We start from the raw sequence: 16,669 nt of genomic DNA, 5'->3' as shown, positions 1-16,669 counted from the left end.
ATGTTACGGTGTTATGGTGATTGTATTTTGATTTATTTCGTAATTAAAGGGTGTACTCAGCGAAATGGTTTTAAGTACGGATTCGATATCCTCATCAACAAACTCCCCCTTAAACACTTCATTGTTCAAGTGCCCGGCCTTATTGATGAACTGTACAAAGTACTTGCGCTCAAGTTTTGCCAAGATTTCAGAAAATTTTAAGTTATCGATGATTAAACGGTCTCTCATCCAAGAGGTAAATACATCGGTATCGACTAAGGTCGTGCTAAAATTGTTTCCGATTTTTTGATACTTGGCTTGGAAATTTGGACTCAGTGTAATCGCATTTTCGGGAGCTCTTGTCTCGTAGACATTTACCGACCCTTCTACCAGGGTTGTGGCGATATAGTCGTCGGTATCATACGAAGCGATATTAAATTTGGTACCTAATACCTTCACACCTACTTCCTGTGTGTTCACGATAAACGGTTTCTGCTTGTTGGTGACGACTTCTAAATAGGCTTCACCGTCCAAATACACCGTCCTGGTTTTTTCACTACCGTTGAAACTTGTCGGGAAACGAAGTTTCGAACCGGCATTTAACCATACCAGAGTACCATCTGAAAGTACTAATTTGAACGTTTGTCCGAATGGGATATAGATTTCGTTGTATAACTCTTCTGACCCTCGTGTCTCCTTTTGACCACCAAATTTAAGTGAGTTTCCACGTTGGCTTGCTATGATATTTCCTTTTGAGTCCGTTACTTTCTCGGTGGCATCGGAGCTCAGTGTTTTTGAGTTTCCATCCGAAAATGTAATCATAATTTCCTGACCGGTCTTTGGTGTTTCCTTGCTTTCGACGACTTTTATAGGTGTAGTAGAAGCACTTGATTTTAGTTGTCGATTTATATAAATGCCTGATGTCAATAATATAGCTAGTATTGCCGCATATTTCAAGAGTTTTTGGACATGTTTCTTTGGCTTTTTCCCTGATTCTAAGGACTTCAAAAATTTTTGGTATGCCGAATCCGAGTCGAAATCAAAAGAGATGTCTTGACTAGGTTCTTTAATGCGCTTTTTGAAAAAGTCCATGTTGGACTCGCTTTCTAACACCCAATTCTTTAAAGCTATGCGCTCATCAGGCGATATCGAGCCCTCTAAAAACCTATCGATTAGTAATAAATGTTTAGACATTCAGTAATACTTTTATCTATCGGATACAATAAATTCAAAAAACCCCTACTTATTTTTAATTTTTCTTAGATTTGATTGATAATCGGCCATAATGAAAGAACAAAAAGTAATCTCCGGACTACGAAAGGGTCATTCAAAGGCATATCGCTATTTATTTAGTGAATACTATGATTGGCTGTGCAACTACATCTTCAAACTTTGCCGTGACCGACATTTGGCAGAGGATATTGTTCAGAGTGCTATGGTAATCTTGTGGGAGAAAAGAAAGACTATTTTGATTACATCGTCCCTTAAGAATTACCTTTTTAAGACATGTCATAATCAATTTTTATTACACCTTCGGAGCCAGAAGCTTAGATTCGATGAGCTCGATAAGATTAAGTGGGATGTAATTTCGGAAGCTACCTTGGAGCAAGACTTAAAGGAAACCAAACTGAAAAAATTGGATGATTTGATCAATGAATTGCCCCCGCGTTGTAAGGAGATTTTTATCCAAAACAAATTACAGAAAAAAAAATATAAAGAAATTGCTCTGGATTTGGGCATATCTGTGAAGACCGTAGAAAACCAGATGACAAAAGCACTTCATTTCTTAAGGGCAAATGCCACTTCGTTTATGCTTTAGTTCTAGGCTACTAATGACTAAAAGAGGTCAAAGTTGATTGTGATGACTAAGAAGTGGTTTTCATTAGCTTTAGAAAACTGTACCCGATTTACTCTAAACCCGAGTATGGACTCTGACTTCAGAAAATAAAATTCAATTCCATTAGACTTGTCTCGGCATTTCTTTCTTATAGACTTTTTCGGATATTTTTGGGAAATTAAATTAGACCAACTTGTTTTTAAATGACTATGATAGGGCGGTCTTACTTCACAATCTCATGAGTAAAATTAATGGTTGGAGTATATGTATTTTTAGTTTTTTACGAAACCTAATAAGGTCATAAATAGAATAGGTAGACCATTTCATTCAAAACAATACTTGATCGTTTTCTCCGTTTCTTATTAAACCCAATTTTTTCCTGAATAGGTATCAGAACCATAGTCAGAAGTATTAATACTTTTTGAATGCGGTTTTCTTTGTATCAAAAAAGTATATAATAAGGTTTTCAGTACGCTAAAAGATATGAGGTCAATGGCATACATTATGCGTTGCAACTGGTCTATTATTTTAAAAAAAAATTAACATTACTTTTCTAGTAATTTTGTCAATTAGGTTGTTTAAAAAATGTGCTATAGGCCTCCGGATAATTTATTTCTTTTAAACAAAAGACAAAACTGTTTGAACTAAAATGCGTTTTCAATTCTCAAAACGGTTTATGTTAGTAAAAACATTTACCTTAATATTTCTCTGCCTTTCATTTATTCTCAGGTTGGTATTTTTAATATGGAATTTTTCTGAAGTCGACAATGGGGTACTTGGTTTCTCCTCAATAATTTTGATTGGATTATTTTATGATTTGGGTACAGTATCTTTTTTTGGGGCAGTGGCCGCCCTTTATTTTATGGCCATGCCCAAAAAGTTCATAGGTACATATGTGGATAGAATCTTATGTTATTTGGGTTTTGCAGTAGGACTTCTAATCATCTACTTTTCATTCTTTGCGGAAATTACATTTTGGAGCGAGTTTCATCGAAGGTTTAACTTTATAGCTGTAGACTACCTGATTTACACCTATGAGGTCGTTAAAAATATAAATGAATCCTATCCTTTACCGCTTTTGATTGGGGGTATTTTGGTAGGGGTCGGCGTAACGATATACTTTGTGGAAAAAGTAGGAATTTTTCAAAAGACCTTTAAGAGTAAGCACAGCTTTAAAAAGCGAATACTACCTGCTACAATAGTTCTTGGGATAATGCTTTGTTTCACCCTGTTCGTTAAAAACGAGTATGCCGAAATTTACGAGAATCGCTACAATAATGAGCTAGCAAAAGCAGGAATATATTCATTTTTCGCAGCCTTCAGAAACAACGAACTTAATTATTCCGAGTTCTATAGAACAGAGAAAAATGAAGAAGCCTTTTTGAAAGTAAATGAATATCTAAGGGAGGGTCAAGAAAAGAGATTTGAGCCGTCATTGAGCATACGAAGATTTGTCAAAAATGAAGGGCAAGAAAAGAAGCCCAACGTAATTTTTATATGTATCGAAAGCTTAAGTGCCAAATACCTTGGAACTTTCGGCAATCGAGAAAATCTGACACCTACCTTGGATTCATTAATGCAAGTAGGAATTTCGTTTGACAATTTATTTGCTACGGGTACCCGAACCGTTCGCGGTATGGAGGCTATTACACTCTCGATACCTCCAACCCCTGGAAGAAGTATCGTTAAGCGACCGAAGAACCAAAACTTGTTCACCATAGGGGAAGTATTTAAATCAAAAGGCTATAGCCGGACTTTCTTTTATGGGGGCGATGGATATTTTGACAATATGGACAAATATTTTAGCGGTAATGGGTTCGATATCGTTGATAGGGGTAGGGGGTTCCTACCTGACGGTGACATAGTGACGACCAGAAAAAATATTGAGGACGATGAAGTGACGTTTGAAAATGCTTGGGGTGTCTGTGATGAGGATATTTATAGAAAGGTCATCAAGGAATCGGATATTTATGCAGCTAGCGGCAGGCCGTTCTTCAATTTTATCATGACGACCTCCAACCACAAACCCTTTACCTATCCCTCGGGTAAAATTGATATTCCATCCGGGTCGGGTAGAAATGGAGGGATAAAATATACGGATTTCACTATTCATGAGTTTTTAATGGAGGCAAAGAAAAAACCCTGGTTTGATACTACGGTTTTTGTATTTATGGCCGATCATTGTGGGAGTAGTGCTGGACGTTGGGAATTAGATGTTGCCAATTACCGTATACCGGCATTGATAGTGAACCTGAAGGGAATTAAAAACAAGCATGTAGACAAGCTATGTTCCCAAATCGATATTTTCCCAACTTTGTTCGCTCAATTGGGGTGGGATTACGAAAGTAACCTGTTCGGCAAGGATATCTTTAAAATGACCAAGAAAGATGAACGGGCATTTATTGGGAATTACAGAAAATTGGGACTCTTAAAGAGTGATGGGTTAATGGTGCTTGGAGATCAAAAAACGGCAAATTTTTATCACTGGGATACGTCGGATAACAGTCTTGATCCACTGCCTTTAAACAATAAATTTTTAAAGGAAACAATATCCTATTTTCAAGTGGCTGATTATTTGTACAATAATCACGGATTAACCGTAAAAATGAACCCATGAAAATTGTTCATTTCATTGTAAACCCAATAGCAGGAGGAGGAAAAAATTGGATTACCGAACACTATCTCAATAAATTCTTTGAAACAGATAAATTCAAAACGGTAGTCAAATATTCCAATTATAAAGGACATGCTAAACTTTTAACTGAAGAATCTGTGGTTGAGAAAGCCCAGATCATTGTTGCTTGCGGAGGTGACGGAACTATCAATGAAGTCGCATCTATTCTAGTGAATTCCGAGATTGTTTTAGGTATTATACCCATAGGTTCTGGTAATGGTTTGGCTGCCAGTCTGAACATTCCCAAAGATATAGTGGAGTCAATTGCGTTGATCAAACGAAATAATACCTCCCTTATAGATATTGGTAGAGCTAATGAATCTTATTTTTTCAGCAATATGGGTATCGGTTTTGATGCTGAGGTCATCAATTGCTATCAATTGGGAGGTAGACACCGGTTAATTGGCTATATAAAGTCTATAGTTACCACATTTTTTGAGTTCAAATCTTTGGAGAATATTTCCGTCGAATTGGCCGGAAAAAGTAGAAATATCAGTCCATTTTTATTTTTCATATCGAACTCCAGCATATTGGGGTATAACGTCTCGCTTACAAAAAAAGCATCGTTGAAAGATGGACTTTTGGACGTAGTTTTAATCGAGAACACAAACAAGTTAAAAATCTTGTGGATTAGCTTCTTAGTGCTGCTTAGACAGTCCAAACGTATCAAAGGGCTTCATCATGAACAGGTGCGTAGTCTAAAATTGGTCAGTGAAAACGGAAGCTATAAATGGCTTACCCAACAAGATGGTGAATCATTGGTCGTTGACAAAAAGGAAATAGAAATTGAGGTGCTTCCCAATGCACTTAAAGTACTGGTCTAGTTTTTACCCATGGTTTTATAGTTGACTTTGTTCATAGTTACACGTAAGCTATTGAATAGGTTCCGTGGTGTCAACATTCTGTAATTAGGTCGAGCGAGGCTGTCTAGGCCTTGTAAAGCCATCAGAATACAGCGATCGTAAGAACAGGGAATTATAGGTGTCGGAGCCAATAATGGTATCCTTTTGTTGGGTGGCCATTACGGTTTGTGTAAAAGTCTTGTCGGAAGAAAACAATAGGGAGTCATTGCGAAGAACAATATTAAAGGCATTAGGTAATTACGTTTCCTTGAAATTGAATACAAGATTACGTATGCGCTTGGTTTGACCTTGATGTATGAAATATTCTTCCCTACCGTTTAATCCGGCAATTACCAGTTGTAATGTGGGTTTGCCATTAATGCTCTCAACCAACCTTTGTTTTGGGTTGGGAATAAAACCTGTGACTTTTATCTCAATTAAATCTTCACCAAGTAAATAAGATTCATGCCATTCATTACTACCCAAGGAGGCAAATAATACCGGTTCTTCAAAATCGTAGGTCTGGCCTCCTTTGGAAACGTTAAACTTTAAAAATGAATTAGAAGATAAAAAACTGTTCGATGCATTGTTTTCTCGAATATGCATTACGCCCTCAAAGCCAAAATACCTTGTGACTCCCGCACCTATTAAAATGATTAGTATAGATGTATGAAAAAGCAGTATAGGCCATTTCCTTTGAGGTATCATTCGGAACTTGAAAATATTTACAAGAATGCTAATACCGAATAAAAAGAGCAATAATTCAAACCACCAAGATTTAAATATCACCTTTTGAGCCGCGCTGGTGCCAAAATCATTCTCTACAAAAGTGGCGATACCTATGGCAGCGGCGAATAGAATTAAATAGAGTCCAGCTGCCTTAGTATTAAATAGACTGAAAAATAATCTTTTGGGTTTTTGGAAGTTGTTTATCATAGCGTACTGGCCGGTGCTTAACTATTTGGGTATGAGACAAAATCGCATGACATAAAGAAATATGAGAACTTCTATTCTATGGTGAGAATCGAAAAAGCCCAATGTATTATGTCTTTCTTTTTAGTATAACAGTCGAACATAGAGAATTACTCAAACGTAAAGGGTCTAATTAGATTCCAAAGTAATGGAAGTAGTTGACTATAAAATGGAGTAGAAAAGTTATACTATCAAGGTTTTCAATGTTCCGGAAGCATCAAGACGGGAACTTTCGAGTGAAAGGCGATTTTTTTCACAACAGGCTCCCCAATGACTTTTTCCCAAAACGTATGGTGGTGGCGTATCATGGCCATGAAGTCCACCTCATTTTGCAGAACGTATTTTTCCACACTTTTGGAGACGCTCCCTTCAAAGGGAACGTTGGTATATGAGTAGTTTACACTTGAAAACCGATGCTCCAAATTTTTTCTATTCGATAGCTGCGCATCGTTCAAGACAAATTCGATGCCCACATGCAAAACCTCTATCTGAGCCTTCCAAAGTGAAACCAATTCGGTTAGGGGCATAAGCTCATACTTTTCATAGGTTCTTATGAAATCAGTGGGAAAGGCTACCTTGTGCAGCTGCCGGAAATTATAGGTTGAGGGAACAACCAGAACCGGACAATTTTTGACCTTTTTTAGAACATTGACCGTATTGCTTCCCATGAAAACTTCCTTTACATCGGATGCGCCTTGGGTACCCATTACCACAAGGTCAATATCCAGTTCGGTAATTATTTCCGCTATGGCCTCTTCCAAGGTTTCGGATTTTGAGATGGACTCAAACCTGTGATTGGCATTCGAATGGTTTTGATCTAAGTACCCTATGACCTTTTCTAATTCCTGTTCGGAGTATTGTGAGAGCGAGTCGTAAATGACCCCGAGCCGTTGTTGGGTTTTTCGGCCAAGAAGATTTATTGCTTTTGGCTCGTATGCGTGTACGATATAGAATTGGCATTTTACGTCTGCATAAAGCTTTAAGGCCGTAAAAATGGCATTCCAGGCATTGTCGGAAAAATCAGTGGGCAGGAGTATTTTTTTCATCGTTTCAAAACTTTAAGGTTTATCTTGACAGATTTTGCATCACCAAGAAAGGTACTTTTGGATGTAGTCCTATTTCGTCGATGGTAGATCTATACAGCATGTCCTCGAATAACGAATGACGAGAATTGACCATCGTTAGTAGATCTATTTCATTCTCATTGATATATTCTAAAATAGATTCCGCTTTGTTCTTGACAGGAGTTGTTTCAAAAACTATAGCGGCTTGTGTCAAAGATTCACGAAGAAACTGCTTATTGTTAAGCTGTCTATGGCTTAACTCATCAAAATCGGAGATATGGAGACAATGAACTTCAGATTTATATTCTGCTATGATTTCATTTAAAAGCTTTAGTTCCCTGGTTTTATAAGGCAGCAAAAAATCAGTTGGAAATACAATCTTTTTCGGTTCTCGGAATTCATAATTTTCGGGAATAGCCAAAACCGGGCATTGTACATATTTAAATACCTGAACGGTATGGCTACCGAAGGTGATTTTTTTCTTCGCCGATTGTCCCTGTGTGCCCATTATGACCAAATCGATATTTCGCTCCTTGACAAAATCGTTCATGGCATTGACCAACGATTTAAAGGCCGATACCCATTCATAAGAGTGTTTCGGATTAAGGGTTTTTTCACGTACATCACTGGTCAACTTTTCAAGTGCTTGATCAGTTCTAGCTTTGACGGCTTTTCTTTGAGCTTCTATAGATTCGCCGTTCCCTTTGATAAGAGGTCCGTGTACCTCGTCGGCATAGGCATGTATAAAATAGACGTTAATTTTTTCACCTTTATATAAATTAAGGGCATAGTCAATGGCATGTTGGGCATTCTGTGAAAAGTCGGTAGGAATCAATATAGTTCTCATAATCTCAAGATTGCAATGAGTCTAAATGTAGTACCCTACTCAATGGAAAACTATGATTAATATCATCATACACTTCTCAAGTGCATGTGGTGGAAGCCATATTTTTTCGTGTTTTTTTGAATAGCAGCTCTTGACCGGAGTCAGTATTATTTACAAATTTGATTTTGTATAGACAGCCGGCAGGCCCGTACGCGATAGCAACTTTGAGTTATTTCGGTTCCTTTTCTTTCGAATGCTGTTTCGAAAGTTTCTATATTTTAGGGAAATCGCTAAGAAACCGAACATAAGATCCTCTTGTAAACAATCTGATTCTAGTGAAGTAGTGTGTGAAGGTCTAAAAAATAGGGCTAGGAAATGGTAGGGAGAAAATCTTAAACATTGAGGGCTTCTTCCAATTGATCTCATGAGTCAAAGGTCAGTATACCTTGTATTTATGGAGTCTTTTATTAGGGCCGTCTGAATTGTTTTTTCCTTTTTAAAATTTCAAAGTATTTACCCTTTTTGTTCTTTTCTGAGTAAAAACACTAAGAGGCCTAAGAAGACAATATTTTTCATAATGTACTGTCCTAATAATGTGAGTCCGAAGGGCGCACTGGTAAAGGTTTGGTCTGGGAAGAACAGAAAAGGGGTGAAGGTCAGTATCATATGCAAGAGTGCGATTTTGTAAGCCATTTTCTTCAGTAGCCCGGTAACTAATAGAATGCCCAGGGCCGTTTCCCAAAAAGCCAATAATAAAAGTGATAATCGAGATGGAATATACCCAAGGGTCAACTCATGAATGGTGTTCAGGGCAATAGTTTCGGCGGGACTTACACCAGGAAAAAATTTCAGTAAGCCGAACCAGATGTAAATGACTCCTATACAGATAGGTAACAAGGAATTACCCTCTATGCGTTGCGATAAATAGAGGCCGATTGTTTTCATAATGAGCTGTTTGGTGTTTTATTTTGAATATGCAAAATATGGGATAATCGTTGTTTTTTCGAAATATGGCTAAACTAAGGTACCTGGGCGCTGAAAAAGATGATATTTGTCAGGTTTTTGAACCGGTTCTACGTGGTCTGGTGCATGTCAACCGCCTGTGGGAAATCAGTTCATAATATGTGAATTCTTGATCGTTGTAGCTTCCACTTCATGTTTTAACATATGATTCCATTTAAGGGAGAAGGGCTTAAGTACACTAATTTATTTCCTCTATGATCTCGTTATGATTTATATAGTAAAAATATGAGCTACCTGTAAACTGATAGGTATCGGGGTATAATACTTAGTTTTGAACTCTTTTATGGTACGGAGCCTTTATTGCAAATAATATGTTTATTTTTTAATCGTATTGGCGTCAACCCAAGTATTTGCTCAGGGAACGGTAGAGGAATATAAAAAGGCCAACGCTTTAGATTCCCTTTTTGCGATAAAGTAATATACGCATCCTTTGATTTTCATGGGCTCGAAAATGATGTCTTGTGGTTTATAAACAATACCAACGATAAAAGGCAGGGGAAACTTTTCGATATTGTAACCTTGGGCAAAAATTGGTGAGTAAAAAATTTCAATAAGATGTCGATCCTTATCATCTAGATGCTATCTTGAAATAGAATGGAAAGTATCATAGATCAGGGTTGAACAATTAGGCAATCCAGATTTTTAAACCCTTCTTGACTATAAAGGATGCGCTCGTTGATTGGTAATGAAAAGCATAGCTTGAAGTTTGGATAATCAAGTATAGTCTAAAATGAAAAAGCAATTACTAAACAAAAATAAATTAGGTTTGAGAAAAATAATACTAACGTTGATGGTTATGGCTGCCCCCATTCTATGGGCACAAAATAGCAAATTGGCCGATTTGGTAAACGAATTTGAGGCAGACAAAAGTGCCTTGAAGCGAACCTACAACATAGAAGAATCCGAAGAATACTATACTAGATTCTCGACCTTTTATGACGAATGGCAAAAGAGAATGGCCGCTCTTGATTTTAATTCACTCTCCCAACAGGGTAAGGTAGACTTTGTGCTATTGAAAAATTTGGTTGCCAAAGGGAAGTATTTTTTGGAACTGGACTACACCGCTTTCAAAGAAGTGAGCGAAATAGGCCACTTTACCAAAGATATTTTTCCGTTTATTGAGGAACGACGAAGGGGAAAAAAGCCGGATGCAAAAATAGTGGCCCAAAAATTCCATGATGCGAAAGAAACGGTGACAACGAAAATGAAATCGTTGCAATCGAGGCCCTTTAAAGATTGGCAAACGGCAGAAAAGGCGGCGAAATTGATTGTGTCATTTCGAGAGGGAGTTAAAGAGGCTTATGATTTTTACTATGGCTACGACCCCGATTTTACATGGTGGGTAAAAGAACCCTATGAAAAGCTTGATCAAAAGTTAACATACTACATTGAGTTCCTAAAAAGCAATTATTCACAAGATAGTGTCAAAGATGATGGCAGTGGAATTGTTGGCAAACCAATCGGTTTGGATGCACTCAATGAAAGCCTTGCCATGGCTTTTATACCCTACACGCCCGAAGAGCTTATAGCTGCGGCTGAAGAACAATTTGACTGGTGCAAAAATGAAATGATAAAGGCTTCGCAAGAGTTAGGCTACGGAAATGATTGGCAAGCTGCTCTAGAACATGTAAAAAACACCTATGTTCCAGCGGGGGAACAGCCCCAGACCATTACGAATCTCTACGACCATTCCGTGGCGTTCATTGAGGAAAGGGATTTGATTACCCTTCCTGACCTGGCCAAGGAAACTTGGGGCATGATCATGATGTCCCCGGAACGGCAAAAAGTCAATCCATTTTTCACCGGGGGAAGGGAGATTAGCATTTCATATCCTACTCATGAAATGGCCCATGACGATAAATTGATGAGTATGCGAGGGAATAATCCGAATTTCTCATTCCCCACGGTACAACACGAATTGCTACCTGGTCATAATTTGCAATATTTTATGACCAGTCGCCATAAGAATTACCGGAATGCTTTCTCCACGCCATTCTGGACAGAGGGCTGGGCCCTGTATTGGGAAATTATTTTGTGGAACAAAGATTTTCCTCAAACACCAGAGCAAAAATTAGGAATGCTCTTTTGGAGAATTCACCGATGTGCACGAATTATTTTCTCTTTGAAGTTCCATTTGGGCGAAATGACTCCACAAGAGTGTATCGACCTATTGGTAAACGGGGTAGGGCATGAGTATGCCAATGCCGAGGCTGAGGTCCGTCGTTCGTTCACCACGAGCTACCCACCACTATATCAACTGGCTTATATGATCGGCGGCTTACAATTTTATGCGCTGCGGAACGAAATGTTGGAAAAAGGCTGGACGGAAAAGCAATATCACGACAGGGTGATGAAAGAAGGAAGAATGCCCATAGAGTTGTTGCGCGCCCTGATCCAAGAATTACCGTTGAACAAGAACTATAAGACCAAGTGGGAATTCTCGATACAATTTAAATAGGCACGCAAACAGAATTTCAAGGGGTTTCAAAAGCCATGCTGTACAGGTACTGCCGATTATCGCCAAAATAGTCAATCATAGAGATTAAAAAATCTATAGGATACCGGGTTCTGTTTCCGCCCGAAGGCATTTCCTTTTTTACTCTCGACATTGAAGTATAATGGTATTTCAGGGAATTACAAATCAGTTTTTAACGGATATACAGTATATACGTTTTTATCTTTTCCAAGAAAAAGATTTGGGATGGCTGGTTTTAGGGAATACTCTTATGCAAAAGGATAACCAGGTGGAACTTTAGCTGAGAGGGTTGCAAAATCCGCACTTTTTATAGCCCCGTACAAGCTTTGGTCGACCCTTTTTGCAGGGATGCTGTACAAAGTGGCCTTTGACGGTGCCACGGGTGAAATAACCCCTACTTTAGCAAGGAAGACAACACATGTTCCCTACGCTCATTTGCGTGTAAGATGGTGTAGCTGACCTTCCTTACGGGAAAGCACGAGGTGCCTATCAGATCGCATTCGGCAAAGACCATGACATGATTTTTTACTATTGGACGTTTTCCTCCAAAAAGGTGTCGAACCGTTCAAAATGGCATGTATAACCGTTAGGATTTTTAACGAGATAGTCTTGATGATAGGATTCGGCCGGCCAAAATTCGGAATAGGCCTCTAAAGTGGTGACGACCTTTCCCGACCATCGTTGTGCCGCATCCACGATATGGATAACCTCTTCGGCTATCTTTTTCTCTTCTTCATTTTGGTAGAATATGGCCGATCGATAACTATCTCCCCGATCATTCCCCTGCCGGTTAATGGTAGTAGGGTCGTGAACCCTAAAGAAAAAATCGAGAATTTCCCTGAAGGAAGTTTCGTTCACATCATAGGTGAGTTCGATGGCCTCCGCATGGCCTGGATGGTTTTGATACGTTGGGCTCTCGTTTTTCCCTCCCATATAACCTACCTCGGTATCCAAAATACCGGGTCTTGTTCGAAAAAGATCTTCCATTCCCCAGAAGCAGCCCCCTGCGATGTATGCTTTTTTTGTGTTTTTCATAGACTTTATTTTAAGATAACATGCCGCAAAAAGTTGATTACCTTTTCATCTGACATTTCACAAGGTTTTAATTTATGATTGTTTTTTGTGATATAGTAGTTCAAACTGATAAAATTGTTGCCGCCCAGTTCTTTGGCATATACTTTAGATGATTTTCCGTTATTGAAAACCGATTTTACGATACCGAATTTCTTTCCATGATACAGACCTTCCGAATAGCCTTCAGCAATGCGATCGATATGATATACTAGTTTTTTATATTCCATTAAGAATTTTACGTACTTGTTCTTGTAACTCGGGAACCACCCTGTCAATAAACCAATGGTTTTTAGCGTGCCATCGAAAATTAAGTGGTGAAGGGTGCACCAAGGGAAAATAGGTGGGTAAGTATTCATCGTAGCATCTGACTGTTTCCGTAAGGTTCCTTTTTGCAGTCTTGCCCAAATAATATTTTTGGGCGTATTGGCCGACCAAGAGCACTAAGTCTAGATCTTTTAATTGTTCGAATATTTGGTGATGCCATTTTGGAGCACATACCGGTCTTGGGGGAAGGTCACCGCCCTTCGGATTCTTACCGGGAAAACAAAAACCCATAGGTACGATACCGAAAAAAACTGTATTATAAAACGTGTCACGATCGATTCCGAGCCAAGTGCGCAAGGTGTCCCCGCTTTTATCATCGAAGGCTTTTCCACTTTGGTGCACCTTATTACCAGGTGCCTGACCAATAATTAAAATTTTTGTATTCGCTCCGAAACTGAATACCGGTTTCGGTTCGTGAGATAAAGAACCAGCACATAAGGTGCACTGTTCAATTCGTTTTTTCAATGCTTTGTTCGACCTCGTTTCACTCATTCTTTCCGTTTGATGCTATGTTTTTCGATAACCCTCCTATTTCAAGGACACTAGCGTCTTCGTATTTTTTTCGCTTAGAATATGGGATTGCTTCCAAGCTTTGGGTATATTTTTCGAAGTTTCGATAGTTTCGGGTCGATAATCGCCTCGCAAAAGGGGGCCTTCCTATTTTTATCATAGTAGTTTTGGTGATATTCTTCTGCGGCGTAGAATGGTTCTATAGGGCGCAGCTCCGTGCCGATCGTTTCTTTAAAATGGGGTTGTAGTGTTCTTAAAATAGTTTCGCCCATTACTTTTTCTTGCTCATCATGGTAAAAGATTACCGAACGATATTGTGAGCCGTAACTAAACCTTTCGACGTTGGTCAATGTCGGATTGTGGCTTGACATGAAAATCTTCAATAAATCCGCATACGTTGCCCCCCTAGGGTCATAGGTGACCTGTACCACTTCGGCGTGACCTGTTTTTCCGGAGCATACTTCCCTATAGGTAGGATGCCCTGGGCATGTAACCCCGCAGTAGCCTGCTACAACTTTTTCAACGCCGTCTATTTGTTGAAAAATGGCTTCCAAACACCAGAAGCATCCACCGCCTACGGTCAAGGTTGCTAGTTTTTCAATTGGCATTTCTTTAACCGTTTTTATCCTTTTTGAAGTACGAGGGATTCCGAATTAATACAATACCGCAAACCACTGGGTTCGGGTCCGTCAGGAAAGACATGACCTTGGTGTGCATCACAGGTATTACAAAGCACCTCTACCCGTATCATACCAAAGGATGAATCTTTTTTATATTTGATGGCATTTTCTTTGATAGGTTGGGTAAAACTGGGCCATCCCGTTCCGGAATCGAACTTTATGGTGGAATCAAAAAGTGGAGTATTGCAGCATACACAGTTGTAGATACCCGGTTCATGTGTACTACACAAGGCTCCACTGTGAGGTGCTTCTGTTCCCTTCTTACGGGTTACCCTAAATTGTTCAGGGGTCAGAATAGCTTTCCATTCCGCTTCGGTCTTTGTAACCCTTTGGTCGGGCTCGGGATTGCCTTTTGATGCAAAATGTATGACATCGGACCAAGTTAACATATGTTCTTCTTTTGTATTTTCCATATAATTTTTTTCGTTAAAAGGGAACAACTTAAATAAGTTGTCTTATATCGTATTAATTGTCAATGAAGTCCATATTCATTGACCGTATAATACGTATTTAGTCGTAAACAATCGGTACTAATTACACCGTAGGGCTCTCTATTTTTGACCTTCTTGGTGCTATTTACATGGTGACTATTTATGGCCTATCCGAAAGCAACCCCGTTTCAATACTGGGAATTCTAAAGCGCTCCGTTTGTGCATCACGATGTTCTTTTTTGAAGATTGAAGCTGCTTTTTCTATAATTTCCGGATGTTTATCGGCCACATTGGTGGATTCAGAGGGGTCGGTCGCTAAGTTATACAGCTCAAGGGTAGGTTCTTCCTTATCCTTTAGGTGCTGACGAACCAATTTCCAATCTCCCATTCTGATGGCTACTTGACCTCCATATTCGGGGTATTCCCAAAAAAGGAATTCATGTTCCTTTTGTTGGTCTTCACCTAAAAGCGTTGGTAAAAAGCTGATTCCGTCCCCATTATCCGGAGAATCAAAACCGACCAATTCGGCGAGCGTGGCCATCACATCATATTGTGAAGAAATAAGGTCGCTTTTCGATCCTGCCTTGATATGCCCTGGCCAGCTAGCAATCATGGGCACCCTAATTCCACCCTCGTACACAAAGCCCTTTGCCTTGCCGTACGATTCTCCAAAAGGCCCTGAGCTATTGAAGAATGATCCGTCCGTACCCCCGGTATATGTCACTCCGTTATCAGAGCTGAAAATGATCAATGTATTATCATAGAGTCCTTCTTTTTTTAGGTAATCTACTAGTTTACCTACGTTTTCATCAAGATAGGATATCATTGCCGCATAACCCGCCCTTGGGTTTTGATGGGGGTAGTACCCTTGACCTCCTAAATAAGGGTCTTCGTTACCGAATTTCTTTTTATAGTAATCGACCCATCTTTGGGGAGCTTGTATGGGGTTGTGTGGAATAGGCGTTGCCCAGTAGAAAAAGAAAGGTGACGCTTTCTGCGCTGAAATGAAATTCATCATTTGATCGAACATAAGGTCGGGAGTATAGCTTTTCAAACGATACTCTTGATAGCTCTTTGGATTACCTGGGTCTGCATCAGCTGCTAATTTTTTGGAAGGAGGTATGGTATCATTGCCCAGATAAACCCGATTTTCATTATGGTATAGATGCACGGGATAATAGGTGTGCGCCTGACGCTGACAATTATAGCCATAGAAGAAATCGAATCCCATATTTGTGGGAATAGCATCGGTATGTGGAGCCCCCAAACCCCATTTGCCAACCATTCCTGTGCTATAACCCTTTGCCTTTAATTTTTTCGGAAGTAAAACTGTATTCGAAGGAATAGGCCTCTGACCTTCTAAGGTAGAGTCTAAAATAGCGGCCTTATAGTTCCAAACATCCCCACGTTCCGCCCATTCGTCATTACCCCTGATATAGGCATGCCCTGCATGTATACCTGTCAACAGCATATAACGCGCAGGGGCGCACACCGGTGCACTAGTATAATGTTGTGTAAAACGCATTCCTTCTTTAGCCAAGGCATCGATATGGGGGGTTTCAATTTTTTCTTGTCCGTAGACCCCGAGTTCACCATAGCCCAGATCATCGGCCAGGATATAGATAATGTTCGGTTTTTGAGGTTCTTTTTCATTCGTTTTGCCCTTTTGTACACATGAATATGAAAGGGTTAAAAGGAGGAATAGTGGAAAAACAATTCGTGACACAGTTTTTGGTTGTTTTGGATAGTAATATTTAGATTCTTCTAATTTCGGCATTTTTCTTTAGGGATTTGATCGACAAGCTTCTTTTATTCGTCTTGGCGATAAACCGAATTGTGGGTCCCACCCTGTCATTATATATATGCAGAATTTTATTGCCTGTTTTGTATATGCTGTAGGCACTTTGTATCGATTCGTGATTCCCAATGTATAATCCATTGATATTGGTCGTACCCC

15 protein-coding genes are annotated in these 16,669 nt (G+C 39.3%); 4 read left to right on the top strand and 11 right to left on the bottom strand.

Features of this window, described 5'->3' with window-relative positions; all coding sequences use genetic code 11:
• Positions 1–3: 3 nt before the first annotated feature.
• Entirely contained in the window at positions 4–1,173 is a 1,170-nt protein-coding gene (locus F2B13_RS05400) for a FecR family protein (RefSeq protein ID WP_149303515.1), read from the bottom strand.
• 91 nt (positions 1,174–1,264) lie between these two features.
• Between F2B13_RS05400 and F2B13_RS05395 the strand changes: the two genes are divergently transcribed.
• The 3 genes from F2B13_RS05395 to F2B13_RS05385 all read left to right on the top strand — a co-directional run bounded on the left by F2B13_RS05395 (position 1,265) and on the right by F2B13_RS05385 (position 5,314).
• Positions 1,265–1,798, top strand: a complete 534-nt coding sequence (locus F2B13_RS05395; RefSeq protein ID WP_149276252.1) for an RNA polymerase sigma-70 factor — start codon at positions 1,265–1,267, stop codon at positions 1,796–1,798.
• Between the two features lie 694 nt (positions 1,799–2,492).
• Positions 2,493–4,433 carry an LTA synthase family protein gene (locus F2B13_RS05390; protein WP_232625195.1) on the top strand — a complete coding sequence of 647 codons (1,941 nt, stop codon included), beginning with the start codon at positions 2,493–2,495 and terminating at the stop codon, positions 4,431–4,433.
• The gene (locus F2B13_RS05385) at positions 4,430–5,314 is read left to right on the top strand and encodes a diacylglycerol/lipid kinase family protein (protein ID WP_149303511.1); all 885 of its coding nucleotides are present in this window, start codon (positions 4,430–4,432) and stop codon (positions 5,312–5,314) included. Before F2B13_RS05390 ends, F2B13_RS05385 begins: the two co-directional genes overlap by 4 nt.
• Positions 5,315–5,590: 276 nt before the next feature.
• Here F2B13_RS05385 and F2B13_RS05380 read toward each other — a convergent pair whose 3' ends face one another.
• From F2B13_RS05380 to F2B13_RS05365, 4 genes are all read right to left on the bottom strand, one after another.
• On the bottom strand, positions 5,591–6,268 hold the full coding sequence (locus tag F2B13_RS05380; RefSeq protein WP_149303509.1) for a cytochrome c biogenesis protein ResB: 678 nt from the start codon (positions 6,266–6,268) through the stop codon (positions 5,591–5,593).
• A 236-nt stretch (positions 6,269–6,504) separates the two neighbouring features.
• A complete protein-coding gene (locus F2B13_RS05375) occupies positions 6,505–7,350 on the bottom strand; it encodes a universal stress protein (RefSeq protein WP_149303507.1) in 846 nt (281 codons plus the stop codon).
• Positions 7,351–7,369: 19 nt separating this feature from the next.
• Complete coding sequence (locus tag F2B13_RS05370) at positions 7,370–8,215, bottom strand: universal stress protein (RefSeq protein WP_149276247.1); 846 nt, start codon at positions 8,213–8,215, stop codon at positions 7,370–7,372.
• Positions 8,216–8,707: 492 nt separating this feature from the next.
• The gene (locus F2B13_RS05365; protein ID WP_232623011.1) at positions 8,708–9,139 is read right to left on the bottom strand and encodes a doxx family protein; all 432 of its coding nucleotides are present in this window, start codon (positions 9,137–9,139) and stop codon (positions 8,708–8,710) included.
• Between the two features lie 844 nt (positions 9,140–9,983).
• Here F2B13_RS05365 and F2B13_RS05360 point away from each other — a divergent pair.
• Positions 9,984–11,675 (top strand): DUF885 family protein, encoded by a 1,692-nt coding sequence (locus F2B13_RS05360; protein WP_232625194.1) that lies wholly within the window; start codon positions 9,984–9,986, stop codon positions 11,673–11,675.
• Between the two features lie 546 nt (positions 11,676–12,221).
• On the opposite strand, the gene msrA (F2B13_RS05355) is transcribed toward F2B13_RS05360, so the two are convergent.
• The 6 genes from msrA (F2B13_RS05355) to F2B13_RS05330 all read right to left on the bottom strand — a co-directional run bounded on the left by msrA (F2B13_RS05355) (position 12,222) and on the right by F2B13_RS05330 (position 16,438).
• Complete coding sequence (gene msrA / locus F2B13_RS05355; RefSeq protein ID WP_149303506.1) at positions 12,222–12,728, bottom strand: peptide-methionine (S)-S-oxide reductase MsrA; 507 nt, start codon at positions 12,726–12,728, stop codon at positions 12,222–12,224.
• A 5-nt stretch (positions 12,729–12,733) separates the two neighbouring features.
• Positions 12,734–12,994, bottom strand: coding sequence for a peptide methionine sulfoxide reductase (locus F2B13_RS05350; protein ID WP_149276245.1), 261 nt, complete (start codon positions 12,992–12,994; stop codon positions 12,734–12,736).
• Positions 12,984–13,583 (bottom strand): uracil-DNA glycosylase family protein, encoded by a 600-nt coding sequence (locus F2B13_RS05345; protein WP_149303504.1) that lies wholly within the window; start codon positions 13,581–13,583, stop codon positions 12,984–12,986. The genes F2B13_RS05350 and F2B13_RS05345 overlap by 11 nt, the downstream gene beginning before the upstream one ends.
• A gap of 74 nt (positions 13,584–13,657) precedes the next feature.
• The gene (gene msrA / locus F2B13_RS05340) at positions 13,658–14,209 is read right to left on the bottom strand and encodes a peptide-methionine (S)-S-oxide reductase MsrA (protein WP_149303502.1); all 552 of its coding nucleotides are present in this window, start codon (positions 14,207–14,209) and stop codon (positions 13,658–13,660) included.
• A gap of 14 nt (positions 14,210–14,223) precedes the next feature.
• Positions 14,224–14,670 (bottom strand): peptide-methionine (R)-S-oxide reductase MsrB, encoded by a 447-nt coding sequence (gene msrB / locus F2B13_RS05335; RefSeq protein WP_149276437.1) that lies wholly within the window; start codon positions 14,668–14,670, stop codon positions 14,224–14,226.
• A gap of 202 nt (positions 14,671–14,872) precedes the next feature.
• Entirely contained in the window at positions 14,873–16,438 is a 1,566-nt protein-coding gene (locus F2B13_RS05330; RefSeq protein WP_232625193.1) for an arylsulfatase, read from the bottom strand.
• Positions 16,439–16,669: the final 231 nt, after the last annotated feature.

Origin of the sequence: Pareuzebyella sediminis, assembly GCF_008367235.1 — a bacterium.
In the GTDB taxonomy this organism is placed as follows: Bacteria; Bacteroidota; Bacteroidia; order Flavobacteriales; family Flavobacteriaceae; genus Pareuzebyella; species Pareuzebyella sediminis.
The sequence above is the reverse complement of the archived record's forward strand: the minus strand, read 5'-3'. Positions and strand labels throughout refer to the sequence as shown.